Origin of the sequence: Amycolatopsis ponsaeliensis, from assembly GCF_030182635.1 — a bacterium.
Classification (GTDB): domain Bacteria; phylum Actinomycetota; class Actinomycetes; order Mycobacteriales; family Pseudonocardiaceae; genus Amycolatopsis; species Amycolatopsis ponsaeliensis.
In genome coordinates this window covers 97,729-123,006 of the sequence record NZ_JAPZLD010000025.1, presented here as the reverse complement: position 1 = coordinate 123,006, position 25,278 = coordinate 97,729, and the positions used below count along the sequence as shown (strand labels likewise).

General features: G+C 70.4%; 26 protein-coding genes. 14 read left to right on the top strand and 12 right to left on the bottom strand.

Annotated elements, in window-relative coordinates:
* Positions 1–212 precede the first annotated feature (212 nt).
* A complete protein-coding gene (gene bdeA / locus QQ657_RS32670; RefSeq protein WP_284746124.1) occupies positions 213–1,142 on the top strand; it encodes a bis(hydroxyethyl) terephthalate hydrolase in 930 nt (309 codons plus the stop codon).
* Between the two features lie 70 nt (positions 1,143–1,212).
* On the opposite strand, the gene QQ657_RS32665 is transcribed toward bdeA, so the two are convergent.
* Positions 1,213–2,181 (bottom strand): NAD(P)-dependent alcohol dehydrogenase, encoded by a 969-nt coding sequence (locus tag QQ657_RS32665; protein WP_284746123.1) that lies wholly within the window; start codon positions 2,179–2,181, stop codon positions 1,213–1,215.
* 98 nt (positions 2,182–2,279) lie between these two features.
* Here QQ657_RS32665 and QQ657_RS32660 point away from each other — a divergent pair, with 98 nt between their 5' ends.
* The gene (locus QQ657_RS32660; protein WP_284746122.1) at positions 2,280–2,942 is read left to right on the top strand and encodes a TetR/AcrR family transcriptional regulator; all 663 of its coding nucleotides are present in this window, start codon (positions 2,280–2,282) and stop codon (positions 2,940–2,942) included.
* 1 nt (position 2,943) lies between these two features.
* Here QQ657_RS32660 and QQ657_RS32655 read toward each other — a convergent pair whose 3' ends face one another.
* A complete protein-coding gene (locus QQ657_RS32655; RefSeq protein WP_284746121.1) occupies positions 2,944–3,675 on the bottom strand; it encodes a hypothetical protein in 732 nt (243 codons plus the stop codon).
* Between the two features lie 187 nt (positions 3,676–3,862).
* On the opposite strand from QQ657_RS32655, the gene QQ657_RS32650 reads away from it, so the two are divergent.
* Positions 3,863–4,870, top strand: coding sequence for an LLM class flavin-dependent oxidoreductase (locus tag QQ657_RS32650; RefSeq protein WP_284746120.1), 1,008 nt, complete (start codon positions 3,863–3,865; stop codon positions 4,868–4,870).
* Between the two features lies 1 nt (position 4,871).
* Here the strand turns inward: QQ657_RS32650 and QQ657_RS32645 are convergent, their stop codons facing one another.
* The 4 genes from QQ657_RS32645 to sigK all read right to left on the bottom strand — a co-directional run bounded on the left by QQ657_RS32645 (position 4,872) and on the right by sigK (position 8,507).
* A complete protein-coding gene (locus tag QQ657_RS32645) occupies positions 4,872–5,546 on the bottom strand; it encodes a fasciclin domain-containing protein (protein WP_284746119.1) in 675 nt (224 codons plus the stop codon).
* Positions 5,547–5,640: 94 nt separating this feature from the next.
* Complete coding sequence (locus tag QQ657_RS32640) at positions 5,641–7,218, bottom strand: molybdopterin-dependent oxidoreductase (RefSeq protein ID WP_284746118.1); 1,578 nt, start codon at positions 7,216–7,218, stop codon at positions 5,641–5,643.
* Between the two features lie 18 nt (positions 7,219–7,236).
* Entirely contained in the window at positions 7,237–7,914 is a 678-nt protein-coding gene (locus QQ657_RS32635) for an anti-sigma factor (protein ID WP_284746117.1), read from the bottom strand.
* A complete protein-coding gene (gene sigK, locus QQ657_RS32630) occupies positions 7,911–8,507 on the bottom strand; it encodes an ECF RNA polymerase sigma factor SigK (RefSeq protein WP_284746116.1) in 597 nt (198 codons plus the stop codon). Before sigK ends, QQ657_RS32635 begins: the two co-directional genes overlap by 4 nt.
* Before the next feature lie 784 nt (positions 8,508–9,291).
* On the opposite strand from sigK, the gene QQ657_RS32625 reads away from it, so the two are divergent.
* A protein-coding gene (locus tag QQ657_RS32625; RefSeq protein ID WP_434056806.1) for an IS5 family transposase occupies positions 9,292–10,133 on the top strand; the annotation gives its coding sequence in 2 pieces (ribosomal slippage) (positions 9,292–9,628 and positions 9,628–10,133; 843 coding nt in all).
* A 228-nt stretch (positions 10,134–10,361) separates the two neighbouring features.
* Here QQ657_RS32625 and QQ657_RS57000 read toward each other — a convergent pair.
* On the bottom strand, positions 10,362–11,309 hold the full coding sequence (locus QQ657_RS57000) for a cold-shock protein (RefSeq protein WP_434056805.1): 948 nt from the start codon (positions 11,307–11,309) through the stop codon (positions 10,362–10,364).
* Positions 11,310–11,605: 296 nt separating this feature from the next.
* Here QQ657_RS57000 and QQ657_RS32605 point away from each other — a divergent pair, with 296 nt between their 5' ends.
* Both QQ657_RS32605 and QQ657_RS32600 read left to right on the top strand, forming a co-directional pair.
* A complete protein-coding gene (locus tag QQ657_RS32605; protein ID WP_284746114.1) occupies positions 11,606–12,019 on the top strand; it encodes an SsgA family sporulation/cell division regulator in 414 nt (137 codons plus the stop codon).
* 37 nt (positions 12,020–12,056) lie between these two features.
* A complete protein-coding gene (locus QQ657_RS32600) occupies positions 12,057–13,427 on the top strand; it encodes a class I adenylate-forming enzyme family protein (RefSeq protein ID WP_284746113.1) in 1,371 nt (456 codons plus the stop codon).
* On the opposite strand, the gene ilvD is transcribed toward QQ657_RS32600, so the two are convergent.
* Complete coding sequence (ilvD, locus tag QQ657_RS32595) at positions 13,406–15,097, bottom strand: dihydroxy-acid dehydratase (RefSeq protein ID WP_284746112.1); 1,692 nt, start codon at positions 15,095–15,097, stop codon at positions 13,406–13,408. The two genes, QQ657_RS32600 and ilvD, sit on opposite strands and share 22 nt — an antisense overlap.
* 116 nt (positions 15,098–15,213) lie before the next feature.
* Between ilvD and QQ657_RS32590 the strand changes: the two genes are divergently transcribed.
* Together QQ657_RS32590 and QQ657_RS32585 are read left to right on the top strand one after the other, a co-directional pair.
* Complete coding sequence (locus QQ657_RS32590; RefSeq protein WP_284746111.1) at positions 15,214–16,290, top strand: NAD(P)H-dependent amine dehydrogenase family protein; 1,077 nt, start codon at positions 15,214–15,216, stop codon at positions 16,288–16,290.
* Positions 16,287–17,009 (top strand): carboxymuconolactone decarboxylase family protein, encoded by a 723-nt coding sequence (locus QQ657_RS32585; RefSeq protein ID WP_284746110.1) that lies wholly within the window; start codon positions 16,287–16,289, stop codon positions 17,007–17,009. Before QQ657_RS32590 ends, QQ657_RS32585 begins: the two co-directional genes overlap by 4 nt.
* Here the strand turns inward: QQ657_RS32585 and QQ657_RS32580 are convergent.
* Entirely contained in the window at positions 17,006–18,541 is a 1,536-nt protein-coding gene (locus QQ657_RS32580; RefSeq protein ID WP_491047359.1) for a GMC oxidoreductase, read from the bottom strand. The genes QQ657_RS32585 and QQ657_RS32580 overlap by 4 nt on opposite strands.
* Positions 18,542–18,765: 224 nt before the next feature.
* Between QQ657_RS32580 and QQ657_RS32575 the strand changes: the two genes are divergently transcribed.
* The gene (locus tag QQ657_RS32575; protein ID WP_284746108.1) at positions 18,766–19,131 is read left to right on the top strand and encodes an RNA-binding S4 domain-containing protein; all 366 of its coding nucleotides are present in this window, start codon (positions 18,766–18,768) and stop codon (positions 19,129–19,131) included.
* 33 nt (positions 19,132–19,164) lie between these two features.
* Here QQ657_RS32575 and QQ657_RS32570 read toward each other — a convergent pair whose 3' ends face one another.
* Complete coding sequence (locus QQ657_RS32570) at positions 19,165–19,701, bottom strand: TetR/AcrR family transcriptional regulator (protein WP_284746156.1); 537 nt, start codon at positions 19,699–19,701, stop codon at positions 19,165–19,167.
* Positions 19,702–19,962: 261 nt separating this feature from the next.
* On the opposite strand from QQ657_RS32570, the gene dctA reads away from it, so the two are divergent.
* Genes dctA through QQ657_RS32550 form a run of 4 tightly spaced genes read left to right on the top strand, consistent with a single transcriptional unit; the run spans position 19,963 to position 23,402 of the window.
* Positions 19,963–21,279 carry a C4-dicarboxylate transporter DctA gene (dctA, locus tag QQ657_RS32565; protein WP_284746107.1) on the top strand — a complete coding sequence of 439 codons (1,317 nt, stop codon included), beginning with the start codon at positions 19,963–19,965 and terminating at the stop codon, positions 21,277–21,279.
* Between the two features lie 13 nt (positions 21,280–21,292).
* Complete coding sequence (locus QQ657_RS32560; protein WP_284746106.1) at positions 21,293–21,796, top strand: carboxymuconolactone decarboxylase family protein; 504 nt, start codon at positions 21,293–21,295, stop codon at positions 21,794–21,796.
* On the top strand, positions 21,793–22,593 hold the full coding sequence (locus QQ657_RS32555) for an SDR family NAD(P)-dependent oxidoreductase (RefSeq protein WP_284746105.1): 801 nt from the start codon (positions 21,793–21,795) through the stop codon (positions 22,591–22,593). The genes QQ657_RS32560 and QQ657_RS32555 overlap by 4 nt, the downstream gene beginning before the upstream one ends.
* Positions 22,593–23,402 (top strand): amidohydrolase family protein, encoded by an 810-nt coding sequence (locus QQ657_RS32550; protein ID WP_284746104.1) that lies wholly within the window; start codon positions 22,593–22,595, stop codon positions 23,400–23,402. The genes QQ657_RS32555 and QQ657_RS32550 overlap by 1 nt, the downstream gene beginning before the upstream one ends.
* On the opposite strand, the gene QQ657_RS32545 is transcribed toward QQ657_RS32550, so the two are convergent.
* The gene (locus QQ657_RS32545; protein WP_284746103.1) at positions 23,399–24,169 is read right to left on the bottom strand and encodes an IclR family transcriptional regulator domain-containing protein; all 771 of its coding nucleotides are present in this window, start codon (positions 24,167–24,169) and stop codon (positions 23,399–23,401) included. The two genes, QQ657_RS32550 and QQ657_RS32545, sit on opposite strands and share 4 nt — an antisense overlap.
* A 41-nt stretch (positions 24,170–24,210) precedes the next feature.
* On the opposite strand from QQ657_RS32545, the gene QQ657_RS32540 reads away from it, so the two are divergent.
* The gene (locus QQ657_RS32540; protein WP_284746102.1) at positions 24,211–24,837 is read left to right on the top strand and encodes an EthD domain-containing protein; all 627 of its coding nucleotides are present in this window, start codon (positions 24,211–24,213) and stop codon (positions 24,835–24,837) included.
* Here the strand turns inward: QQ657_RS32540 and QQ657_RS32535 are convergent.
* Positions 24,824–25,177 (bottom strand): VOC family protein, encoded by a 354-nt coding sequence (locus QQ657_RS32535; protein ID WP_284746101.1) that lies wholly within the window; start codon positions 25,175–25,177, stop codon positions 24,824–24,826. The genes QQ657_RS32540 and QQ657_RS32535 overlap by 14 nt on opposite strands.
* Between the last annotated feature and the right edge of the window lie 101 nt (positions 25,178–25,278).

Below are 25,278 nucleotides of genomic sequence, written 5' to 3'. Positions count from 1 at the left end.
TGGTCTCGTCGCTGAGCAAGCGCACAGTCGGTCAACCACTCACCCGTTCGGCCGTTGTGGAACATTTGACCGAAGTGTTTCATTGCACCCGGGGAAAGCGGTTACCCCGCACCCCGCACGCGGCACTTCCTTCGTTGCCGTGCAACGGTTCCATCGATCCGCCCGCCTGTGTCCGGGCGCGCTTTCGCCTGCCCGGGGAAAGAGAGCGATCCATGTCCGTACTCACCAGCCCGCCGACGTCGTCTGGCTCGGGTGAGAAAATATCCCGCCACCGGGGGTGGCGCGCCAAAGCTGCCGGGGTCGTCCTGGCCGCGCTCGCGCTGACCACCGGTGTCGCCGCTCCGGCGCCCGCCGCCGCGAACCCCTACGAACGCGGCCCCGACCCGACCACCTCCAGCATCGAAGCCAGCCGCGGCAGCTTCGCGACCAGCACCGTCACCGTGTCTCGGCTGACCGTCTCCGGCTTCGGCGGCGGCACCATCTACTACCCGACGAGCACGACCGCGGGCACGTTCGGGGCCATCTCGATCGCGCCCGGCTTCACCGCGCTCCAGTCGAGCATCGCCTGGCTGGGCCCGCGGCTCGCGTCGCAGGGCTTCGTGGTCTTCACGATCGACACCCTGACCACCAGCGACCAGCCCGACAGCCGGGGCCGGCAACTGCTGGCCTCGCTCGACTACCTGACCCAGCAGAGCTCGGTGCGCTCACGCATCGACAGCAGCCGGCTCGGCGTGGTCGGGCACTCGATGGGCGGAGGCGGCACGCTCGAAGCGGCGCGCTCCCGGCCGTCGCTGCAGGCCGCGATCCCGTTGACCGGCTGGAACCTGACCAAGAGCTGGTCGACGGTCCGCGTGCCGACGCTCGTCGTGGGGGCGGAGGCGGACACCGTCGCCCCGGTGGCCTCGCACTCGATTCCCTTCTACACCAGCCTTCCGTCCTCCCTGGACAAGGCGTACCTCGAACTGCGCGGCGCCAGCCACTTCGCTCCCAACTCGTCGAACACGACGATCGCGAAGTACACCCTCTCCTGGCTCAAGCGGTTCATCGACAACGACACCCGCTACGAACAGTTCCTCTGCCCGATCCCGGGCACCAGTCTGTCCATTTCGGACTATCGGGGCAACTGCCCGCACAACGGCTGACGACACCGGGAGGCGCCGGCACGCCCGGCGTCTCCCGGCTTCGGTGTCGCGGATGAGTCATTCGCGACTGTCACAGCGTCACCACCACCTTTCCCTTGGCGTGCCCCGCTTCCTGGTACGTGATCGCGGTGCGCAGGTCGTCGAACGGGTAGCTCCGGTCGATCACCGGCGTGAGCGCGCCGCGCTCTGTCAGTGCGGCCAGCTCGCCCAGCGCCGCCTTCTTGTCCTGGCAGCCCACCGCGTCCGCCAGCACCGCCCGTCTCCGGACGAACGGGCCGGTGGCCAGCGCTCCGAACGCGTGCCCGGCCGGCTGCAGCCAGCGCCCGGCCGGGCCGCCGACGGCCACGAACTTGCCGCCGCGATCCACCACCCGGCGGCACGACAGGAGCGACTTGCTGCCCGCGATGTCCAGCACGAAGTCGTAGCGCCGCCCGCTGCGGGTGAAGTCCGCCGAGCGGTAGTCGACGACGTGCTCCGCGCCGAGGGAGCGGGCCAGCTCGACGTTCGCCGCGCTGCAGACAGCGTCGACCCGGGCCCCGAAAGCTCGCGCCAGCTGGACCGCGAAGGTGCCGACGCCGCCGGACGCGCCGTTGACCAGCACTCGCTGCCCGGCTTCCACGCCTCGCAACGCGACCAGCGCAGTGACGGCCGCCATCGGCATCGCCGCCGCCTGGGCGTGGGTGAGGTTCACCGGCATGGGCGCCAGCAGTTCCTCGCGCACGCAGACGTACTCGGCGTACGCGCCCCTCGGCAGCAGCGCGTAGACGTCGTCGCCGGGCCGGAAGTTCGCCCCCGCCGTCTCGACCCGGCCTGCCAGGTCACAGCCGAGGATGCCGGCGGGTGGGCGGCGCAGGCCGAAGCCGCCTTGCATCAGCCGCGCGACGTACGGCTCGCCTCTCATGAAGTGCCAGTCGTACGGGTTGACCGAAGTCGCCCGCACCCGGACCAGCACCTCGCCTTCGGCGGGCACCGGATCGGGGACGTCCTCGAACGTCAGGCTGTCCGATGCGCCGTACACGTACTGGACCAGGGCTTTCATGTCGCCTCCCGCGATTCTTACGCCGTAAGTCGTACTTCGTAAGGTACGCCGTACAACGTAAGAACGTCAATGGCGCCTTACCTTGTACGATCTTGTGGGTGACGACCGACGCGCGGATCCCCCTCAGCCGCGAGCGCGTGCTGCGTGCGGCCGTCGAGCTCGCCGACGAACACGGGCTGCGCGCGCTGACGATGCGCCGCCTCGCGGAGGAGCTCGGCGCCGAGGCGATGTCGCTCTACTACCACGTCGCCAAGAAGGAGGACGTGCTCGACGGCATCGTCGACGTCGTGGCCGCGGAGATCAACGACGCCGTCGCCCGCGTCGAGCCGTCGCCGGAGTGGAAGCCCGCGGTGCGGCAGCGGATCCTGACCGCGCGCGAGGTGTTCCTCCGGCACCGCTGGGCGCCGGAGCTGTTCGAGACGAGGTCGTCGACGAGCACCGCGGTCCTGCGCTACTACGACGCGCTGGTCGGCCAGATGCGCGGCGGCGGGTTCTCCTACGACCTGGTCCACCACGCGCTGCACGCGCTCGGCAGCCGCGCGCTCGGGTTCAGCCAGGAGCTGTTCGACCCGTCGGCCGGCCAGTCGGCCGACGTGCCGGTGGACCTGGCTTGGCAGCTGCCGAACCTGGTCGGGATGCTCGGCGAGATCGCCCACGACGACCCGGACTCGACCCTGGGCTGGTGCGACGACCAGGCCGAGTTCGAATTCGGCCTGGACGTCATCCTCGACGGCTTGGACCGCCTGCGCGAGCAGGCTTGACTCAGCCGGTCACCAGTGGCGGCCGCACGGCCATCCGATCCAGGAGTTGGTGTTTGGCGTCGTGGTAGTTCCGGTGGAACGCCGTCTCCTTCCACCCGTCCTCGTCGACGACGATCCGGGCAACCGCTACGAATTCCTCAGCCGGCAAGCTGGGGAACGCGGAAAGATCAGCGTCCGCACCATTGAGGATGCGTTGCCGGACTCGTTCCTCGTCGAGTGCGTATGACGTGATGCGCGAGTAGTTGTGCCGATATTCGTCCAATACACCGTTCAGGTAGTCCAGCATGCGCTGCACGCATTTCTCGACGTCGGTCCCGAGGACGAACCGTTCGCGCTGGACCCGGTGGAGATGCGCCCGAGCATCCGAGAACGCCTCGATCTGCTCTCCGAAGGTCTTACCCGTCGTGCGGGCGCGCAGGTAGAACCGCGCGACCTGAACTCGTTCGTATCCCGCCTTCAGCTCACGCAAGGCTCCCGCCAGTGCCGACGCGCGCTCCTCTTCTCGCGCCGTCCGCTCGGACGCTTCCTTTTCCGCTCGCGCCCGCTCCTCGGCCCGGCGGCCGACCAGGACGGACAGGACGCCGGTGATCAGCACGGCGACGGTCAGATTCATCCCCACCTTGGCCACTTCGAGAGGAATATCCGTCTCAGGTCGCGCATGCGCCAGAAATATTCCGACGAGAACCAGGAGCACGACGACCAGGGAAATCAAGCCGATGATGAACTTCCGCATTCGGCCATTGTGCGCGGATCGACCGCCTTGGCCGTATCCATCGGATATCGACTGTGCGGCGAAGTGAGCCCGTTGACGGCCTCACGTCCGCCGGCCTCGGCGCGCGGCTCGGCGATCGCCCCGACGCGGTCGCCCAGCAGGTGGAACTCCCACGGCCACCTGCGCCGCCGGAGGCAGAATCGGCGGTGTGTCGCGACCACTGCGGAAGCTCGGCTTCCTGACCATCGGCCTGTTCGACCCCGCCGACCCGCGGCGGGGGCACGAGTCGACCCTCGGGATCATCGAGCTCGGTGAACAGCTCGGGTTCGACAGCGCCTGGGTGCGGCACCGGCACCTGCAGCACGGCATCTCCTCGCCCGTCGCCGTGCTCGCCGCCGCCTCCCAGCGGACCAGCCGGATCGAGCTCGGGACCGCCGTCATCCCGCTCGGCTGGGAGAACCCGCTGCGGCTCGCCGAGGACCTGGCCACCGTCGATCTGCTCTCCGGCGGCCGGCTCAACCCGGGGCTCAGCGTCGGGCCGCCGATGCGCTACGACGAGGTCAAGCGCGCCCTCTACCCGGACACCGCCGACGCCGAGGACTTCTCCTACGAGCGCGTGCGACGGCTCTTGGACTTCGTGCGTGGCAAGCCGGCGACCGGCTTCAGCGGCACCGAGGGCTTCGAGGTCTTCTCCGACCGGGTCCAGCCGCAGGCGCCCGGGCTCGGCGACCGCCTCTGGTACGGCGGTGCCAGCCTGCGCTCGGCCGAGTGGGCCGGCAAGCACGCGATGAACTTCCTGACCAGCAGCGTGGTCAAGGCCGAAGGCGAAAGCGCCGACTTCGCCGAGATCCAGCTGTCGCACATCCGGGCCTTCCGCGAGCACCACCCGGCCGGCGAAGCGGCCCGCGTCTCGCAGGGACTGGTCGTCGTCCCGACCGACAGCGCGACGCCGGAGCAGCGCGCGAAATACCAGGCGTACGCCGAGAAGCGGCTTCCCCGCACCGCGGAACCGCAAGGCCCGGCGCGGATGCTGTTCTCGCGCGACTTCGTCGGCAGCTCGGCCGAGATCGCCGACCGGCTGCACGCACACGCGGCGTTCCGCGAGGTCGACGAGGTGGCTTTCGCCCTGCCGTTCACCTTCGAACACGAAGACTACGTGCAGATCCTCACCGACATCGCGGAACGCCTCGCCCCGGCACTGGGCCGGAAGCCCTGACTTACTTGTTGGTGCCCGGCGTCAGGACCTTGTCGATCACGAAGACCGTGGCGTTCTTGGTGGGGATGTTGCCGCACAGGATCTTCGCGCCGTTGACGGTCATGTTCTCGCCCGAGCCCTCGATCTTCAGCGGGCCGCCGGCGGTGTTCAGCGACTCCAGCGTGCCGGCCGACTCGAGGCCCTTGGCGTCGTAACGCTTGCCGACGACGTGGTACTGCAGGATCGGCGCCAGCTCGGCCGGCTTGCCCGCAAGCTCGGCGAACTTCGCGTCGCCCAGCGCGGCGAACGCCGGGTCGGCCGGCGCGAACACCGTGATGGCCTGCTGGCTGTTGAGGGTGTCGACCAGGTTGGTGGCCTTGACCGCGGCGACCAGCTTGGTCAGCAGCGGGTTCGTCGACGCGGCCGACGCGACCGGCTGCGGGCCCATCGAGTCGAGCGAGCCGGGCGCCGAACCCTGCGGCAGCTGCGAACAGGCCGGGCCGAAGACGTCGGCGTTGGTGGTCACGCCGTTGGACGCGGCGGAGTCGGTCGACGGCGCGGCCATCGACGACGAAGGAGCCGGGGCCGGGGCACTGCTGGAGCTCCCGGAGGAAGCGGTGTCGCTGCCGCTGCACGCGGTCAGCGAAAGCGCGGCCACGGCGGCGAAACCGATTCCGGCGACACGAAGCTTGGTCACGAAAATCACTCCAATAAAGCGGCTGTGAACTTCTTCTTACGGGTCATTCGAGGCTGTACTCGAATCGGATTGCCATCCGATCGGGTGATGCGGGTCACTGGGCGGTGAAATTGATGCTGTGCCACCCGGTGGCGCCGTCGGGAACGGTTCCGGCGCGCATGTCCGTCTGTGTGTAACCGCTCTTGTCGGTGGCCCGGCAGACGACCTGGTGGCCGCCGGGCTTGGCGTCGAACTCGATCCACCACATTCGCCAGGTTTCGAGATTTACTTGCTGCGACAGCATGGCTTCGCGCCATGGGCCGTCGTCGATCCGCACTTCGACCCGGTCGACTCCGGTGTGCTGGGCCCACGCGATCCCGGCGACGCGCACCTTTCCGCCGGGCACGGTTTCGAACCCCTTCGGCGTGTCGATCCGCGATTCCGTCTTGATCGGCGCTTCCCGGCTCCAGCCGCGTTTCAGCCAATACGCCTGCCGCGCCTGCCAGGTCGTCACTTCGAGATCGGTCACCCATTTCGTGGCCGACACGTAACCGTACAACCCGGGTATCACCAGGCGCGCCGGAAAACCGTGTTCGATCGGCAGCGGTTCGCCGTTCATCCCGATCGCGAGCATGGCGCCGCGCCCGCGGTCCATCGCCGCGGCGACCGGGCTGCCGGAGGTCCAGCCGTCCACACTGGACGAGTAGAGCTGCTCGGCGCCGGGGCGCACGCCGGCCTCCTCGAGCAGGTCCGCGAGGTCGACGCCGATGAAGTTCGCCGTCGACACGTAGGTGCCGCCGACCTCGTTGGAGACGCACGTCATCGTGATCGTGCGTTCCACGAGCGGCCGGTTGCGGATGTCCCCGTAGCCGTAGCGGACTTCGCGGTCGACCATGCCGTGCAGCCGCAGGCTCCAGTCCTCGGTCCGCACCTGCGGGACGGACAACGCGGTGTCCACGCGGTAGAAGTCCGCGTTGCGGGTGAGGAACGTCGGGGTGCCCAGCTTCGCGAAGTCGGCGTCCGCCGGGATCATCGGGGCGGTCCGCGCCGGGACCAGCCGCCCGACCGCCTCGCGCGACGAGGCCGCGTCACGGCTCCCGGCGAGCAGTTGCCCGCCGAGCCCGGCGACCCCGGCTCCGACGACCACGCCGGCCCCGGCCAGCAGCACCGTCCGGCGTGACGAGCCCTCGGCGGACGCCGGCGCGGCGTCGCGCCGTGCCAGGCGGTGCAGCAGGGCGAACACCGCGACCCCCGCGACCAGGCTCGCCAGCGGGGCGAGCAGCGCGAGCGTGTCGAGGTCGGGCCGTTCGTACACCGCGACGAGCCCGACCAGGCCGAACCCGGTGACCAGCACGAGCCCCGGCCACGGCGTGCGGCGCGAAAGGAGACCCGCCACCGCCGCCACGACCACCATGACCACGGCCATCCCCGCGAGCAGCACGAGCTTGTCGTACGTGCCGAAGGTGCGGACCGCGAAGTCCTTGAGCTCCACCGGGGTCAGGTCGATGGCGCCGTTGCCGACCGCGAGGTACGGCGAAGCGTTGATGCCGACGAGGCCGGCGACGAGGTGTCCCGCCGCCAGCGCCGCCGCGAGCGCCAGGACGCCCAGGAGGGCGGCCACCCGGCGGCTCAGCCGGGGCTCGGGCGCCTCACCGGACGCCGGGGTGGCCTGTTCGGCCGTTGACGTGCTCATGGTTCTCCAGTCGTGGCGCTAGGTCAGCGAGATCCGGGTGACCGCCGGGGTCGTCGGGCCGGCCGAGCCGCCCGCGGGTTCGACGGTGATCCCGATCCGGTCGGTGCCCGGCGGGATGTCGGACATCAGCATCCGCGGCTGCAGGACCCCGGCCGAGCGCGCTTCGCCGGCGCGAATCATCCACACCTGGTAGACGTGCCCGGCGTCGAGTGCGGGCAGCCCGGAGGCGAGCAGGACGGCCTGGTTCCGGCTGCGCGAGACGACGAGCGTCGCGCTGCCCTCGCCGGCGCCCTGGATCGCGGTGGCGTCCGGCGCGGACAGGACCGAGTCGACCGGAGCCGGCGGCGCGGACGTCGTGACGACGCCGACCCCGACCGCGACGACGGCGGCCGCGGCGGCCCCGAACAGCGCGACGCGCAGCCCGAAAGCCTTGGTACGCCGCGGCTTCCGGAACGCGGCGACCCGCGGCGGCAGCTGGCGGGTGCGCGTCACGTCGGCGAGCACCAGCGCCTTCAGTGCCGGCGGCGGCCCCACGGTCTCGGCCACGCCGAGCCAGGTGCCGGTCGCCCGCAGCTCGGCCACCTCCTGGCGGCACGCCGCGCACTCCCCGAGGTGCCGTTCGAACCCGGCACGCTCCACATCGGACACGGCATCCAGCGCGTAGGCCCCGGTCAGCGTGTGCAGCTCGGCGGTCATCGATCCACCCCCAGGCAGTCACGCAACCGGATCAGACCGTCCCGGATGCGGGTTTTCACGGTCCCGGGCGCCACTTTCAGCACCTCGGCGACCTCGGGATAGGTGTAGCCGTTGTAGTAGGCCAGCACGATCGACTCGCGCTGGAGATCGGTGAGCTGGGCGAGGCACTGCCGCACCCGCTGCTGGTCGAGAGTGGCCAAAGTGGACTCGGTGACCTCGTCGAACGGCCGCCGCACGTCCATCCGGCCCGCCCGCTCCTCGCGGTCGAGCACGGCTTGGTGCGAGCGCACGCGGTCCACGGCCCGGCGGTGGGCGATCGTCAGCACCCACGACAGCGCGCTGCCGCGCTCCGGGACGTATCTCGTGGCCTTGCGCCACACCTCCACCAGGACCTCCTGCGCCACTTCCTCGGCCTGGGCGTGGTTGCGCAGCACGCGCGTCACCAGCCCGAGCACCGGCCCGGCGATGTGGTCGTACAGCGCCGCGAACGCGGATTCGTCCCCCGCCGCGACGCGCCGGAGCAGTTCCTCGGCGCTCGCCACGGGCACCGGCTCCTCGTCCGGATGCAGCCGCAGCCGCCCTCGCTCACCCATGCCCGGCACCCTCCACCTCACCCTGCTTGTGGGAGGCGTTCGCGGCTGGGGGACGTCGTGGACTGGTGTGGAGTGGTGGTTCCCACCCGGACGGTGCAACTCCGGCGGTGGGACCCATCCGGGGGCTGAGCGGCTTCGAAAGCCTGGCGTCGGGTTCTGGGTGGCGGGTCTGGGTGGCCGGTCTGGGTGGCGGGGCGGATCCGCGACGCTGACCTCGAGTCGGAGTGGAGCCCAGCGGGTGCTCAGGGGCTCCGGATGCGCAGCGGCTCAAATGTCGGAGTGGCTTCAGCTGCGCATCGACTCCAAAGGTGGAGTCACTTCAGACATGCAGTGGCTCCATCTGCCCACCGGCCGCGACGGCGCATCCAGGCCGAAAGGTGAGCAGCCTCGAAAGTGGAGTCACTTCAGTAATGCAGTGGGTCCAGACGCACAGCGGCCGCGACAGTACATCCAGACCGAAAGATGAGTGACCTCGAAGGTGGAGTCACTTAAGTCATGTAGTGGATCCAGTCCACGGTGGCCACAGCTCGGCGAGGATGCTCACGCAGCGGCGCTCCAGTTCGACCGTCTCGCGGCGGCGCATCTACGCCAAAGGTGAGCGGCTCCGAACGTGGAGTCACTTCAGTAATGCAGTGGGTCCAGACGCGTACCGGCCGCGATGGTGCAGCCACGCCAAAACTGTAGCGGCCACACTTCTATGGCGATAACACTTAGACCTGGTCTCAAAACTTAAGGGTATGTCACCGCGTAACCTGCCGGTCCTGGTCGTCGATCGTGGGCAGTCGTGGCGAAGACGACGCAGCAGCGGCGGGTCGAAGACCGGCTCTGGGAGCTGATCGAACCCCTGATCCCGTCCCGACCAGCGCCGCGCGGTCCGGGTGGGCGGCCCCGGATCGATGACCGTGCCGCGCTAGAGGGGATCTTGTTCGTGCTCGACACCGGCTGCCGCTGGCGAGACCTACCCGAGGAGCTCGGATGCGGTTCCGGGCACACCGCGTGGCGGCGGTTACGTGAGTGGCAGGACGCCGGCGTGTGGGACCGGCTGCACCAGCTCGTGCTCGACGAGCTGTCCAACATCGACGAGCTCGACTGGACCAGAGGCTGCATCGACGCGGTGTCGGTGCGGTCGAAAAGGGGGGCGAGCTGACCGGCCGCAGCCCCACTGACCGGGGTAAAGCCGGCTCCAGGTACCACGTTCTGTGCGACGCGAACGGGCTACCGCTGCACATCGTGTTGTCGGCGGCAAACACCCACGACAGCATGCTGTTCGAGCCGCTGCTGGACACGAACCCGACCGTGCGCGGCCACCACGGCCGGGCGGGCCGGCCACGATGCCGACCGGACAAGCTGCACGCCGACAAGGGCTACGACTACCGCCGCTGCCGCCGCTACCTGACCCGCCGCGGTATCAAGGTCCGTATCGCCCGGCGCGGGATTGAGGGCAAGTCCCGCCTCGGCCGGGTCCGCTGGGTCGTCGAACGCACCATCTCCTGGCTGCTGCGGTTCAAACGCCTCGGGCTGCGCTACGACCGGACCGAACGCACCACGCTGGCGCTACTCACGCTGGCCTGCACCGTGATCAACGTCCGCCGGCTCATAAAGATCGAGCTCTGCGACCAGGTCTAACGCATCCATTCACTCGTTTGGGATACATCAATAGCTCTGTGTCGTTGGGTGGGGTGACTGGTGAGCTTCTGAGCGCGGAGCAGGTCCTCGGGTCGGCACGGGGCCCCCGTCACCACGAGGGAGATCGATCTCCTGGAGGAGGCTGCAGCCGCGTTGCCGACGGCACCATCGACGGGATGAACGAGCACTCTCGTCGGGAAGTGATCAGCCATCGGTGGGGCCGCCTCGTCAGAGGCGTTCGATGCGGTCGGCCTGCGGGCCCCGGTCGCTCTGACGCACCATGTACCGGACCCGGTCACCCTTCTGCAGCGGTTCCGACCCCATGATCACGGACGCGTGGGCGAAGAGATCGTCGCCGCCTGCGTCCGGGGTGATGAAGCCGAAGCCGCGGTCGTCGTCGTAGCGCGCGACGACGCCCTCGCCGCCTCGTACGGGCACGTCCCGCGCCGTCGGCCCTGCGGCCGCGGCAGGTGCCGGCCGCTGCGGCGCCGTCTGGGGCTCGGCGCCCCGGACCAGGTGCACGTCGCGGGCCTGCGGGCCCTTGTCTCCACTGGCCACCTCGTAGGCGACGCGGTCGCCCTCCGCGAGCCACGTCAGCCCCTCGGCCAGGGCCCGGGCGTGAACGAAGACGTCCCCGGCGCCGGAGTCGGGGTTGATGAAGCCGAAGCCCTTGTCCTCGTCGTACCAGGCCACCGTGCCGTCGGCACCGTCCGCGATACCAGCCGCAGCGGGTGAGCCGGCCCCTGCTCCCAGCGGGATCACGTGCCCGGCCTGCGGGCCGCGCTCGCCTTCGACGATCAGGAAGGCCACCCGCTGCCCCTCGGTGACCACGCCGCCGGTCACGATGGCGGAGCTGTGCACGAAGACGTCGGCGCCGCCGCCGTCCGGCGACGCGAAGCCGTACCCCTTGCCCGGCTCGTACCAGTTGACGGTGCCGAGCAGGCCCACGGCGCTGCCGGTGGCCGCATCGGCGGTGACGCGAACGCGCAGCGCCTCGGGCCCGCGGTCGTTCTCGCCGACCTCGAACACGACGGCCTGACCCTCGCGGAGCACTTTCGCGCCGCCGTCCCCGACGATCTCGGAGGCGTGCACGAACACGTCCGGCGAGCCGTCCTCGGGCGCGAGGAAGCCGAAACCCCGTTCGGCGTCGAACCAACGGACGGTCCCTTGCGGCATCAAAGGCTCCAGGTCGAGAGGGCGGGCATTGGCCCCCAGTCTCTCTGACAGACCTCCGGTCCGTCGGGCCGGGCCCCACAGGCGGGCGGTGCGGAGCCAGGGACGGGCCGTTGGTTCACCTAGCGACGTTCACCCTGAGTGAGAACGTTGCCCGTTTGGCCACGCCGATGGTGACGTCGGACACTTCTTGATCACCCCAGAGTGTGAATGTTTTTCGGAACGCTGGGCGTTGACCTGACTATGGGTTATCCCTGGAACCAGACGAAGTTAACCGACGAGTAGCAAAGGCGGTCCCCATGGCCGACCCGCACAGCGTGACCAGTGCCAGCTTCGACTTCGCCCTGCGGACCTTCGGGGCGGCGCCGCGGCCGGTGCCGGCCGAACTGGAGTACGACACCCGGGACCCCTATGCGGTCGCCGTCGTGCTGCACGCCGGGCCCGCCGCCGTCCGGTGGCTCTTCGGGCGTGACCTGCTCGCCGACGGCCTGCTCGCCCGCTGCGGCGACGGTGACGTGCGCGTCGGGCCCGCCGGTGATCCCGCCCTCGTCGTCGTGGAGCTCAACTCCCCCGACGGCGCCGCCGTGCTCGAGGCGCCCGCGAAGGAGATCGCCGCCTTCCTCGACCGGACCTACGACGTCATCCCGGCCGGGACCGAGACCGGGTGGTTCGACTTCGACGAGGAACTCGCGAAGCTCTCGTACCAAGACTGAGGCAGCGGGGCGAGCCTCACTGAGTACCGTCCCGCGAGTGAGCTTCTTCCTGACGAAAGTGCTCGCCGCGCTCGACGACGGCGGTGATCGGCCCCTGTTCCACTCCGGCGGCGTCACGACCTACCACCAGGCCCGCGACCGCCTGCGCCGGCTGCACGCCGGCCTCCCCGCGACCGGGACCGCGACCGTCGCCGTCGACCTGCGCAACCGGCCCGAGACGCTGCTCGTGCAGCTCGCCGCCCTCCTGCGGGGCTCGACCGTCCTCATGGTCCCGGCCTCGGCGCCGACCCAGGACCGGCTCGCCGCGGCGCGGGGAGCCACCGTCGTCACCGACCGGCCACAGGACTGGCCGGGCGACGTCCGCACCCTCGACGACCTCGACGGCGAGCCCGAACCGCTGGACCCGCCCGAGACCGTCAACCTCCTCTTCCCCACCGGCGGCACCACCGGCACCCCGAAGCTCATCCGCCACAGCGGCATCTACGACGGCATGGCCTACATCTTCACGCCGAACCCGGACGGCCCCGGCCGCACCCTGCTCGTCGCGCCGATGACGCACATGACCGGCAACGCCACCGTGCTCGGCGCGTTCCTGCGCCGCGACACCGTGGTGCTCCAGGACGGTTTCGACGCGGGAGCGGTCCTCCAAGCCATCGAAGAACACCGCATCGACACGCTCTCCCTGACGCCGCCACGCCTGGCCGCCGTGCTCGACCACCCGGCGCGAAAGAACACGGACCTCAGCAGCGTCCGGTCCCTCTCCCTAGGCGCCGCACCACTGCCGCCGCACCGGTTCGCCCAGGCCCTCGACGTCTTCGGCCCCGTCGTCGGCCAGGGTTACGGCCTCACCGAGGCCCCGATGATCGCGAGCATCTCGGCCGCCGAGCTGATCGACCACCCCGAGCGGCTCGGCTCGGTCGGCCGGATCGTGCCCGGCATGGAGGCCCGGATCACCGCGGACGGCGAGGTCGAGGTCCGCGGACTGTCCATGATGGACGGTTACCTCGGCGGCCCGGAGATCGGCGCGGGGTGGCTGCGCACCGGCGACCTCGGCCGCTTCGACGACGAGGGCTACCTCTACCTCCTCGACCGCGCGGACGACGTCGTCGTGGTCGGCGAGCACGGCACGAAGGTCCCGACCACCGTCGTCGAACACGCCCTCGAGACGCACCCCGCCGTGAAGAACGCGGCCGTCTTCGGCATCGCCACCGAAGACGGCCCGGTGCTGCACGCCGTCGTCGTCACCACGAGCGAAGTGACCGAAGACGACCTGAAAGCCCACGCGCGGGAAGCTTTCGGCCAGGAGCACTACGTCCCGGCGAACGTGGACTTCGCCGACGCGCTCCCCCTCACCGACGTGGGCAAGGTCGACAAACGCGCCCTCGTTCAGCTCGTGACAGCGCCGTAGGACGACGACCGCACCAGCTTCGCGTACTTCCCGAGCACCCCTTCCGGGAACTTGTTCGGCAGCGGCTCCCAGCCCTCGCGACGACGGGCCAGCTCGGCCGCGTCGAGCAGCAGGTCGATGCTGCGGCCCTTGATGTCGACGGCGATCCGGTCGCCATCGCGGATGAACGCGATCGGCCCGCCGTCGACCGCTTCGGGCGCGACGTGGCCGATGCACAGGCCGGTGGTGCCGCCGGAGAACCGCCCGTCGGTCAGCAGGAGGACGTCGCGGCCCAGCCCGGCGCCCTTGATCGCCGCGGTGATCGCCAGCATCTCGCGCATGCCCGGGCCGCCCTTGGGGCCTTCGTAGCGGATGACGACGACGTCCCCGGCCGAGATCCGGCCTTCGTTCAGCGCCGCCATCGCCTCCTGCTCGCGCTCGAACACACGCGCCGGGCCTTCGAAGTTGGCCGTGTCGAAGCCCGCGGACTTCACGACGGCGCCCTCGGGCGCGAGCGAGCCGCGCAGGATCGTGATGCCGCCGGTCGGGTGCAGCGGGTTGTCCAGCCGCCGCAGGACCTCGCCGTCGATCGGCTCGGGGTTCAGCTCGGCGAGGTTCTCCGCCACCGTGCGGCCGGTGACCGTCAGCGCGTCGCCGTGGATCAGGCCCTCGTCGAGCAGCGCCTTCATCAGCACCGGGATGCCGCCGTGGCGGTCGATGTCGTTCATGACGTACTTGCCGAACGGCTTGAGGTCGCCCAGGTGCGGGACGCGGTCGCCGACGCGGTTGAAGTCGTCCAGGGTCAGCTCGACCTTCGCCTCGTGCGCGATGGCCAGCAGGTGCAGCACGGCGTTGGTCGAGCCGCCGAGCGCCATGATGACGGTGATGGCGTTCTCGAACGCCTCCCGTGTCAGGATGTCCCGCGCGGTGATGCCCTTTTCGAGCAGCCCGACCACGGCTTCACCCGAAAGGTGCGCGTAGTGGTCGCGGCGGCGGTCCGCGGACGGCGGCGCGGCCGACCCCGGCATGCTCATCCCCATCGCCTCGGCCGCCGACGCCATCGTGTTCGCCGTGTACATGCCGCCGCACGCGCCCTCGCCGGGGCAGATGGCGCGTTCGATGCGGTCCAGGTCGTCGGTCTTCAGCCGCCCCGCCCGGCACGCGCCGACGGCCTCGAAGGCGTCGATGAGCGTGACGTCCTTCTCGGTGCCGTCGGTGAGCTTCACCCAGCCGGGGGCGATCGTCCCGGCGTAGAGGAACACCGACGCCAGGTCGAGGCGCGCGGCCGCCATCAGCATGCCCGGCAGCGACTTGTCGCAGCCGGCCAGCAGGATCGAGCCGTCGAGGCGCTCGGCCTGCATGACCGTCTCGACGGAGTCGGCGATGACCTCCCGCGACACCAGCGAGAAGTGCATCCCGTCGTGGCCCATGGAGATGCCGTCGGACACCGAGATCGTGCCGAACTGCAGCGGGTAGCCACCGGCCGCGTGGACGCCTGCCTTCGACGCCTGCGCGAGCCGGTCGAGGGACAGGTTGCACGGCGTGATCTCGTTCCACGAGCTGGCGACGCCGATGATCGGCTTGCGCCAGTCGCCGTCCCCCATCCCGACGGCGCGGAGCATGCCCCGGGCGGGTGCGGCCTCGATCCCGTCGGTCACGGTGCGGCTGCGGGGCTTCGGGTCGATGGTCATCTCAGCGGGCCTCCGATACGACGTTCGGACGCACTGCATGCTACCCGCGTCCGCGCGGTCCGCTGGCCGGAACGATTCCCTTCCCGGACCCGGACGAACCGGCGAAAACTCGGGCCATGATCGCCACAGTGGTGTGGGGCACGGGCAACGTCGGCCGTGCGGCAATCCGGGCCGTCGACGCCCATCCGGCACTGAAGCTCGCCGCGGTGCTGGTGCACGACCCGGCCAAGGTCGGCAAGGACGCGGGCGCGCTCGCCGGCGTCGGCGACCTGGGTGTCGCGGCCACCGACAACATCGAAGCGGTCCTCGCCGCGAGCCCGGGAGCCGTGGTCTACGCCGCTTCCGGGGACGTCCGGTTCGACGACGCGCTCGCCGACATCGTGCGCGCGATCGGCGCCGGCGCGATCGTCGTGACGCCGGCGCTCTACCCGCTCTACGACCAGCGCAACGCGCCCCCGGAACTGCGGGACCCGGTGCTGGCGGCGATCAAGGACGGCGGCGGCTCATTGTTCGTCTCCGGCGTCGACCCCGGCTGGGGCAACGACGTGCTGCCGCTGCTGATCAGCGGGCTCGGCACGGACGTCGACGTCATCCGCTGCCAGGAGATCTTCGACTACTCGACCTACGAGCAGCCCGACTCCGTCCGCTACCTGGTCGGCATGGGCCAGCCGATGGACTACGACCCGCCGATGCTGATGACCGGCGTGCCGTCGATGGTGTGGGGCGGGCAGGTCCGGCTGATCGCGCGCGGCCTCGGCGTCGAGGTCGGCGAACTCCGCGAGACGCTGCAGCGGCGTCCCCTCGAGGAAACCGTCTCCACTCGGACCATGGGTGACTTCGAAAAGGGCACGCAAGGCGCGGTGCGGTTCGAGGTGCAGGGCATCGTCGACGGCGAGCCGCGGATCGTCATCGAGCACGTCACGCGCATCCACCCGTCGTGCGCGCCGGACTGGCCGACCCCGCCCAGCGGCGACGGCGCCCACCGCGTGATCATCGAGGGCCGGCCGCGCATCGAGGTCAGCGTCGAAGCGAGCGACGAGGGCGAAAACCGGTCGGCGGGCGGCAACGCGACCGCCGTCGGCAGGCTCGTCGGCGCGATCGACTGGCTGGCCGAGGCGGAACCCGGCCTCTACGACGCACTCGACGTCCCGCTGCGCCCGGCAGCCGGCAAGCTCGGAAGGAGGCGCTCGTGAACATCGACATCCCCGAGGGCAAGGACCCGATCGGGTACGTGTGGGGCGAAATGGTGCCCGGCATCGGGATCGCCGCGTCGAAGTTCTCGCTCGCGGTCTACGCGCACACGACGCTGGGGCTGCGGGAGTTCGAGGCCGCGCGGCTGCGGATCGCGCAGATCAACGGGTGCATCTTCTGCCTGGACTGGCGCACCGAGCGCGACGGCGTCAAGGTCGAGCCGGAGTTCGCGGACGCGGTGACGGAGTGGCGCACGACGGAACTCTTCGACGAGCGGACGCGCCTGGCCGCCGAGTACGCCGAGCGCTACACGCTGGACCACCACAACCTGGACGACGTCTTCTGGAAGCGGATGGCCGAGCACTACACGCAGCAGGAGATCGTCGAGCTGAGCATGAGCCTCGGCGCGTGGCTGGCGTTCGGCCGGCTCAACCACGTCCTGGGTATCGACACCGTCTGCGTGCTGCCGTCCCACCAGTCGTGGGGGGGGGGGGGGGGGGGGGGGGGGTGGGTGGAGAGGCACACCCCCCCGCCCGCCCCCCGCAGCACCGCGGGGGGGGGAGGGGGGTGGTGGGAGGGGGGGACGGCGGCGGGGGCGGCGCGCGCACCCCCGCGGGGGGGGTCTCCCCCGGGGGGGGGGGGCGCGCCCCCCGGGTTGGGGCGGTGCTACTGGTGGGCCCCCGGCGGCCCCCCCCCCCCCCCCGGCCGCGGCAGACCCTAGAAGTCCGTGGCGATGATCTTCTCGATGTTGCGCTCCGCCAGCGCCGTGATGGTGACGAACGGGTTCACGCTCGTGTTGCCCGGGATCAGGGACCCGTCGATCGCGTACAGGCCCTGGTACCCGGCCAGCCGGCCGTAGTTGTCGGTGGCCTTGCCGAGCACGGCGCCGCCGAGCGGGTGGTACGTCAGGTGGTCGCCCCAGATCTTGTACACGCCGAAGAGGTCGGTGCGGTAGATCGTCCCCTCCTTCGAGTTGATCTTGTCGAAGATGGACTTCGCCATGTCGATCGACGGCTGCTTCCACACCGTCTGCCAGTTGAGGTCCACGTTCTGCGTCGCCGGGTTGTAGGTGAACTGGGCCCGGTTGGGGTTCTTCGTGATCGACAGGTAGAACGACGCCCACGTCTCGATCCCGGTCGGCAGCGGCGCGACCTCGGCGAACGCGCCACCCGCGGCCCAGTTGTCGATGCCGCCGCAGGGGATGGACGACTGGAGGCTGCCGGTCGGGTCCCAGATGTGGTTGGCGCGCCCGCACATCACGTTCCCGTTGTCACCCCAGTTCTTGCCGACCTCGCCGTTCAGGTTGGGCAGCGCGCCGGTGGCCTTCAGCTTCACCAGCAGCTTGCTCGTGCCGACGCTGCCCGCGGCGAAGAACACCTTGTCGGCCGTCACCGACTTCGTCGCCGTCACCCCGCCCGTGGTGTTCAGCTGGTCCATGACGACCGTGTAGCCGCCGCCGGACGCCGGCGTCACCGACGTCACGCGGTGCAGCGGGGAGATGGTCACGCGGCCGGTCGCCTTGATCAGCGGGAGGTAGGTCTTCTGCAGGGACTTCTTGCCGTAGTTGTTGCCGTACAGGATTTCCCCGGCGAGCGCCGACCGCGGCACCGTGTTGGCCTGCTCCTGCTCCATGTAGTTCCAGTCGTAGACGTCCGGGACGAAGACGAACGGGAACCCGGACCGCTGCGCTTGTTTCCGCCCGACCCGCGCGTACTGGTAGCACTCGGCGGTCTCGAACCAGTCGGAGCGGACGAGCCCGACGCCGAGCCCGGAGTTGGCGCGCGGGTAGTAGGTGTTGTACATCTCGTCGGCGTTGACGGTCGGGAGGATCGCGCCGAAGTTCTCCCGCTTCGGCGTCACGGCCATGCCGCCGTTGACGAGCGAGCCGCCGCCGACCCCGCGGCCCTGGTACACGGTGATCCCGCTGAACTCCTCGGCGTCGAGGATGCCGGTGTACTTCGGGATGTCCTTGTCGATGGGGAACCCGAGGAAGTTCGAGAGCGGCTGCTTCGTCCTGGTGCGCAACCAGAACGAGCGCTGGTCGGGCGTGGTCGTGTTGGCGAAGATCTTGCCGTCGGAGCCGGGCGTGTCCCAGGCCATGCCCAGTTCGACCAGCTGGACGTCGATGCCGGCCTGCGCGAGCCGGAGCGCGGTGACCTGGCCGCCGTAGCCCGAGCCGATCACGAGGGCGGGCACGCGCGCCGCGTCGGCGATGGTGGCGGACGTAGTAGACGCGGCCGCCCGGCTCCCCACTGCCGCGGCCGCCAAGATAGAACCAGTTCCAGCGATGAAAAGACGTCGGGAAACTGACCCAGAAGCTGTTCTCCACACGGGTTCGTCACGCATGTGATAGTCCTCACCGTTGAGGTATATTAGAACAGGTTATAACTCAGTGGTGCAGACAAGTCGACATATACCCGCCAGTAACCTCCCGGGGTTGCGCGAGGATTCCGCTGAATGGGCCATGATGGACGACTGTGGAGTCGACCCGAGTGGACCGCTGGCTTTGGGCGGTCCGGCTGACCAAGACCCGACCGGACGCGGCGGCGGCGTGCCGGGGCGGTCACGTGCGCGTCAACGACAAGCCGGCGAAGCCCGCGACGACCGTGGTGCCGGGCGACGAAGTCCGCCTGCGCATCGCCGGGACGACCAGGATCCTCGACGTGGTACGGGTGATCCAGAAACGCGTGGGCGCACCGGACGCGGCGACGTGCTTCGTGGACCGGACGCCGAAGCCGCCGCCGGAGACCGCGATCCCGGTCGCCCGGCGCGACCGCGGCGCGGGCCGGCCGACCAAAAGGGAGCGTCGCGTGCTGGACGCGTTCCGGCAGCAGGAACTCTGAAGGCGGTGCGATCGAATGGAGTCGATCGCACCACTAACGCGGTTTCAGCCCGTCCATTACGAGCGTCAGCAAATGCGCGGTGCGCGCTTCGCGATCCGCCCCGAAATCGGCGCGCCACAGGAACCCGACGAGCTGCAGCACTTCTTCGGCGTCGACGTCCGGCCGTAGCGTTCCCGCCCGCTTGCCGGCGTCCAGCAGCAGCGTGATGGCCGCGCACGTGGGCTCGTAGTACTCACTCGAAAGGTCGGCGCGCGTCGCGGCTTCGACGGCCTCGCCGACGCCGTGCTTGATCCGGCCGTACGCCGCCAGCCGTTCGAACCACTGCCGCAGCGCCTCGGCCGGCGGGTGTTCGGCGAGCAGCGCCGGTGCCGCGTCGATCAGTTCGCCGACGTCGTGCCGGTAGACGGCCAGCAAGAGCGCTTCCCGGCTGGGGAAGTGGCGGTAGAGCGTGCCTTGACCGACTCCTGCGGCCTTCGCGATCGACTGGAGCGAGGCGGCGCTCGACGCCTTGAGCGCGGTGCGCGCGACCTCGAGGATCCGCTCCCGGTTCTGTTCGGCGTCGGCCCGCATCGGTGTCACGTCCCCACTCTAGCCAAGCGGACAGCTGTCCGGGACCGCGTCACTGCCAGCCGAGCGCGGCGCGGGTGTCCTGAATGACTCATTCACCTCGTCCGAGGTCCTGAATGACTCATTCAAGACGTTCGAGCCGACACCTGGGCGGCCGACCGCGCAGACCTGACACACCGAGGGGCTTGACCCCAGGACCGTCTTCACTCAGGATGTGTTCGTCAGTCGCGCAAATGTACGCCAGACGAACAGACGGAGACGATGATGTCGACGCGATCGATCCTGCGCAGTGCCTTCACCACCAAGCTCTACGTCACCGTGCTGGTCGCGATCGTGCTCGGGGCGGCGCTCGGGTTCGCCGCGCCCGGGGTCGGCGCCGCGCTCCAGCCTGTCGGGACCGGGTTCATCGCGCTCATCCAGATGCTGATCGCCCCCGTGGTGTTCTGCACGATCGTCACCGGCATCGCGTCGGCCGGCGAGCTGGCCAGTGTCGGCCGGGTCGGGGTCAAAGCCCTCGTCTACTTCGAAGTGCTGACCACGATCGCGCTGCTCATCGGGCTCGTCGTGATGGACGTGCTGCGTCCCGGGGCCGGGATCCACGCCGACCCGGCCACGCTGAAGCTCTCCGGGAGCGCCCAGCAGTACGTCCAGACCGGGGAAAGCCAGCACTGGTACGACTTCCTGGTCAACGTCATCCCGAAGACCGTGGTCAGCGCGTTCACCGAGGGCAACGTCCTGCAGGTGCTGCTGATCTCGATCCTGTTCGCGATCGCGCTGAAGGGACTCGGTGAACGCGGCGCGCCGCTGCTGCGCGGGATCGAGCGCGTCGGCGAGGCGACGTTCGGCATCGTGCGGCTGGTCATGTACCTGGCCCCGCTCGGCGCGTTCGGCGCGATGGCCTACACCACCGGCAAGTTCGGCGTGGCCACCCTGGCCAGCCTCGGCGGGGTCGTGCTGCTGTTCTGGGCCGTCGGGATCCTGTTCTGCCTGCTGGTGTTCGGCGCGGTCGCGCGGCTGTGCGGGATCCGCGTCCTCAAGCTGTACCGGTACTTCAAGGACGAGCTGCTGATCACGCTCGGCACCGCGAACTATGAGGTCGTGATGCCGCAGCTGATGAAGAAGCTGGAGAACCTGGGCTGCCCCAAGCGGATCGTCGGGCTGGTCGTGCCGTCGGGATACGCGTTCAACGGCGACGGCGTCTGCCTCTACCTCGGCTTCGCGTCGCTCTACATCGCACAGGCCTTCGACGTGAATCTTTCGCTGTGGCAGCAGATCGCCTTGCTCGCGGTCTTCATGATCACGTCGAAGGGCAGCGCCGGAGTGGCGGGCGCCGGCTTCGTCATCCTCGCGGCGACGCTCTCGACCACCGGCGTCGTGCCGGTCGCGGGCATCATGCTCATCCTCGGCGTCGACCGGTTCCTCTCCACCATGCGCGGCATCGTCAGCCTGTGCGGGCAGCTGCTCGGCAGCATCGTCGTGAGCCGCTGGGAAGGCGTGCTCGACCTCGCCCGGGCCCGCGCCGTGCTCGACGGCAAGACCCCGGAACCCGCCACCGAACCCGCGAACCCCGTCGCGGTCTGAGAAGGGAGACATCTTGGCCAGGCTCGGCTACAGCCACGAAGGCGGCGACGTCGCCGACCGCATCCGGCAGCGGCGCGGCGGGCGGCTCACCCCGCTGGACGGCATGCTGCTGCACAGCCCGGCGCTCGCCGACGGCTGGAACAGCCTGCTCGGCGCGGTCCGCGGCGCCTCGACCCTGCCCGCGGACGTCCGGGAGCTCGCCGTCCTGCGCGTCGCCGAGCTCAACGGCGCCGCCTACGAGTGGACGGCGCACGAGCCGGTCGCCCGGGCAGCCGGGATGACCGACGCGCAGATCGCCGCGCTGCGCGGCGGTGATCCGTCCGCTTTGGACGACCGGCAGCGCGCCGCGCTCGCCTACACCGACGCGATGACCGAGAAGATCGCCGTCGAGGAGCCGGTCTTCGAGGCCCTGACCGCGCACTTCGACGAGCAGCAGGTCGTCGAGCTGAGCGTGACGGTCGCCGCGTACAACATGGTTTCGCGGTTCCTCGTCGCCCTGGAGGTGGGGCGGGAATGACCGGCCGGCTGGCGGGCAAGGTCGCGCTGATCACGGGCGCGGGCAGCGTCGGGCCCGGCTGGGGCAACGGCCGCGCCGCCGCGGTGCTGTTCGCCCGGGAAGGTGCGAAAGTGTTCGCCGTGGACGTGAAACCGGACGCGCTCACCGAGACCGTCGCGCTGATCGACGACGAAGGCGGCACCGTCCACACGTACACGTGCGACGTCACCGACAGCGCGTCGGTCGCCGGCGCGGTCGCGGCGTGCCGGGACACCTTCGGGCGGGTCGACGTCCTGGTGAACAACGTCGGCGGCTCGCGCCCCGGCGGCCCGGCCGAACTGTCCGAAGAGGACTGGGCGGCGCAGCTGGACTACAACCTCACCAGCGTCTACCTGACCTGTCGGCACGTCATCCCGGTGATGCGGGAGCAAGGCGGCGGGTCCATTGTGAACACCGCGTCGACGTCCGGGATCCGCTGGACCGGCTCGGCCCAGGTCGGGTACGCGTCGGCGAAGGCGGGCGTCATCCAGCTGACGCGGGTGCTCGCGGTGCAGCACGCGCCCGACGGGATCCGCGCGAACACCGTCGTCCCCGGGCAGCTGCACACGCCGATGGTCGAGGCCCGGCTGGCGAACCAGCGCGAGGGCGGTGACGTCGAGACGTTGCTGGCGCGGCGGCAGGCCCGGGTCCCGCTCGGGTTCACGGGCGACGGGCGCGACACCGCGTACGCCGCGCTATTCCTGGCCTCCGACGAGGCGCGGTTCGTGACCGGGACCGAGATCGTCGTCGACGGTGGCATGACGGCGAGGTGCGACTGATGACTCTCCCCCCGGGCAGCTGCGACGCGCACTGCCACATCTTCGGACCCACGGACGTCTTCCCCTACGCTCCGGATCGGACGTTCACTCCGCCGGAAGCGCCGAAGGAGGATCTCCAACGGCTGCACCGGTTCTTCGGGTTCGAGCGCGCGGTGATCGTCCAGTCGTCGTGCCACGGCACGGATCACTCGGCGTTGCTCGACGCCCTGGGCACCGGCGACTACCGGGGTGTCGCGCTCGTGACGCCGGAAACGCCCGACGCCGAGATCGCCCGGCTGCACGAAGCCGGGGTCCGCGGCGCGCGGCTGCACTTCATGCCACACCTGGGCCCGGCACCGTCGGCGGAGACGATTCGCGCGATCGTCGCCAAGATCGCGCCCTACGACTGGCACATCGCGCTGCACGTCGCCGGGTCCGGCATCGCCGAGCACGAGGAGATGGTGCGCGGGCTCGGGCTGACCGTCGTGATCGACCACATGGCCCGCGTCGACCTGCGCGAGGGCCTCGACAGCCCGTCCGTGACGGCGTTGCGGCGGCTGCTCGACAGCGGGACCGTCTGGGTCAAGCTGAGTGGTGCCGACCGGATCGCCACCGCGCCGCCGTCGCTGGCCGACTCCGTCGAACTCATGCGGTTGCTCATGGCCCACGCACCCGAGCACGTCGTGTGGGGCACGGACTTCCCGCACCCGAACACGCACGGCTCCCTGCCGGACGACGGCGATCTGGTGAGCGTGCTTTCGGAGTTCTCCGAGGAAGACCGGCAGCGGCTGCTGGTCGAGAACCCGGTCCGCTGCTTCGGGTTCGCCTAGTGCAGGCCCGCGATGTCCTTGGTGATCGCATCGGCCGTTTCGAGCAGCCGCGGCACGAACTCCTCACGCAGCTTCGCGACCGGGACGCGCGCGGCGTTGGCGGAGACGTTGAGCGCGGCGGTCACCCCGCCGGCGGCGTTGCGGACCGGCGCGGCGGCCGAGCGGACGCCTTCCTCGCGCTCGCCGTCCACCAGCGCGTACCCCTGCTCGGCGACCCGGGCCAGCTCGGCCTGGAGCTTCGCGCGGTCGGTGATCGTGTGGTCCGTGAGCCGCTTCAGCTCGGTGCGGTCCAAATAGGACTCCAGCTCGGCCGCCGGCAACGCGGCGAGCAGCACGCGGCCCATCGACGTCGGGTAGGCGGGCAGCCGCGAGCCGACGTTGAAGGTGATGGTCATCATCCGCGACGCCGGGACGCGGGCGACGTAGACGATCTCGCCGCCGTCGAGCGTGGCGAGCGAGCTGGACTCGCGGACCTCGTCGGAGAGGGCGCGCATGTGCGACTGGGCGTGTTCCCAGAACGGCAGCGCGGCCAGGTAGCCGTAGCCGAGCCGCAGGACGCGGGCGGTGAGCTGGAAGCGGCGGCCGTCGGTCTCGGCGAACCCGAGCCGCTCGAAGGTCAGCAGCAGCCGGCGCGCGGTGGCGCGGGTCAGGCCGGTGGCCGCGGCCGCTTCGCTGACGCTCATCGCCTGCGCCTCACCGGAGAAGCTCTGCAGCAGGCGCAACGCCTTCTCCACCGAATCGATGACGTCCGGGTCCTCGCGCGACACTGCCCCTCCTCACCTTTCTCACCGGAAAGGGACACTACCCGATGACCGAAGGACTACTGTTCGTGTTCGCCGAGCCGGGCGACGTGCCCGAACCGGAGTTCCATGACTGGTACGACCACGAGCACGCGCCGGCCCGCCTGCGCGTCCCCGGCATCCGCACCGGCCACCGCTACCGCGCGCTCGACAGCGCGGTGCCGGCGTGGCTGGCCTGGTACGAACTGGACACCGACGCCCTGCGCAGCCCCGCTTACGAGGTGGCGCGCCGCCGCAGCCCGCGCGAGCAGGACGTCGTCCGGCGGCTCGCGACGCTGGACCGGCGGGTCTACGCGCAGGTCGACGACGCCGGGGTGGCCGGGCCCGCGGCGCCGGTCGTGGTGTGCGTCGCGCTGTCGACGGACGACGAGCCCGGCCTCGACGCGTGGTACCGCGAGGAGCACGTCCCGCTGCTGCACCGGCTGCCGGGCTGGTACCGCACCCGGCGGTACCGGCTGCTCGACGGCAACGGCCCGGCGCTGCTGGCGTTCCACGAGATCGCGGACGTGACGTTGTTCGACACGCCGGAGTACCGGGAGGCGACGAGCACCCCGGCGCGCTCGGCCGTGATGGCGAAGGTGACGCGGCGGGAGCGGCGGGTGTTCGGCCACCACCGCACGATCACTCCGGAGTGAGGAACTCCAGCCGGTTGCCCAGGCAGTCGTGGGTGTAGAAGCGGCGGTGGCCCGGGAAGCCGTCGTCCCATTCGACGCCGTGGTCCGCCAGGCGCGCCGCCAGGGCGTCGAGGTCGTCGACGAGGATGCCGGGGTGGGCCTTGCGGGCGGGCCGGAAGTCCGCCTCGACGCCGAGGTGGAGTTCGAGGCCGCCGGCCCGCAGCCACAGCCCGCCGCGCCCGGCCAGCGCGGGCGGCTTCGGGATCTCGGTCAGGCCGAGGACACCGACGTAGAAGGCGCGGCAGCGGTCCTCGCTGCCGGGCTCGATGGCCAGCTGGACGTGGTGCAGGCCGAAGGTCATGCGCCCCAGGGTGCCACGCCGGCCGATGGTCATCGCGCGCGTTGACCTCGGGATCGATGCCGGGCTCGGGGATTTCCCGGACAGAGCGGGAAATTCGGCGG

Coding starts and splice junctions, on each gene's coding strand:
- sigK (WP_284746116.1), bottom strand. CDS start 8,507: ATGGGTGAGCGAGGGCGGCTGCGGCTGCATCCGGACGAGGAGCCGGTG.
- QQ657_RS32640 (WP_284746118.1), bottom strand. CDS start 7,218: ATGAGCACGTCAACGGCCGAACAGGCCACCCCGGCGTCCGGTGAGGCG.
- bdeA (WP_284746124.1), top strand. CDS start 213: ATGTCCGTACTCACCAGCCCGCCGACGTCGTCTGGCTCGGGTGAGAAA.
- QQ657_RS32655 (WP_284746121.1), bottom strand. CDS start 3,675: ATGCGGAAGTTCATCATCGGCTTGATTTCCCTGGTCGTCGTGCTCCTG.
- QQ657_RS32665 (WP_284746123.1), bottom strand. CDS start 2,181: ATGAAAGCCCTGGTCCAGTACGTGTACGGCGCATCGGACAGCCTGACG.
- QQ657_RS32590 (WP_284746111.1), top strand. CDS start 15,214: ATGATCGCCACAGTGGTGTGGGGCACGGGCAACGTCGGCCGTGCGGCA.
- QQ657_RS32605 (WP_284746114.1), top strand. CDS start 11,606: ATGGCCGACCCGCACAGCGTGACCAGTGCCAGCTTCGACTTCGCCCTG.
- QQ657_RS32535 (WP_284746101.1), bottom strand. CDS start 25,177: ATGACCTTCGGCCTGCACCACGTCCAGCTGGCCATCGAGCCCGGCAGC.
- QQ657_RS32555 (WP_284746105.1), top strand. CDS start 21,793: ATGACCGGCCGGCTGGCGGGCAAGGTCGCGCTGATCACGGGCGCGGGC.
- QQ657_RS32540 (WP_284746102.1), top strand. CDS start 24,211: ATGACCGAAGGACTACTGTTCGTGTTCGCCGAGCCGGGCGACGTGCCC.
- QQ657_RS57000 (WP_434056805.1), bottom strand. CDS start 11,309: ATGCCGCAAGGGACCGTCCGTTGGTTCGACGCCGAACGGGGTTTCGGC.
- QQ657_RS32635 (WP_284746117.1), bottom strand. CDS start 7,914: ATGACCGCCGAGCTGCACACGCTGACCGGGGCCTACGCGCTGGATGCC.
- QQ657_RS32550 (WP_284746104.1), top strand. CDS start 22,593: ATGACTCTCCCCCCGGGCAGCTGCGACGCGCACTGCCACATCTTCGGA.
- ilvD (WP_284746112.1), bottom strand. CDS start 15,097: ATGACCATCGACCCGAAGCCCCGCAGCCGCACCGTGACCGACGGGATC.
- QQ657_RS32570 (WP_284746156.1), bottom strand. CDS start 19,701: ATGCGGGCCGACGCCGAACAGAACCGGGAGCGGATCCTCGAGGTCGCG.
- dctA (WP_284746107.1), top strand. CDS start 19,963: ATGTCGACGCGATCGATCCTGCGCAGTGCCTTCACCACCAAGCTCTAC.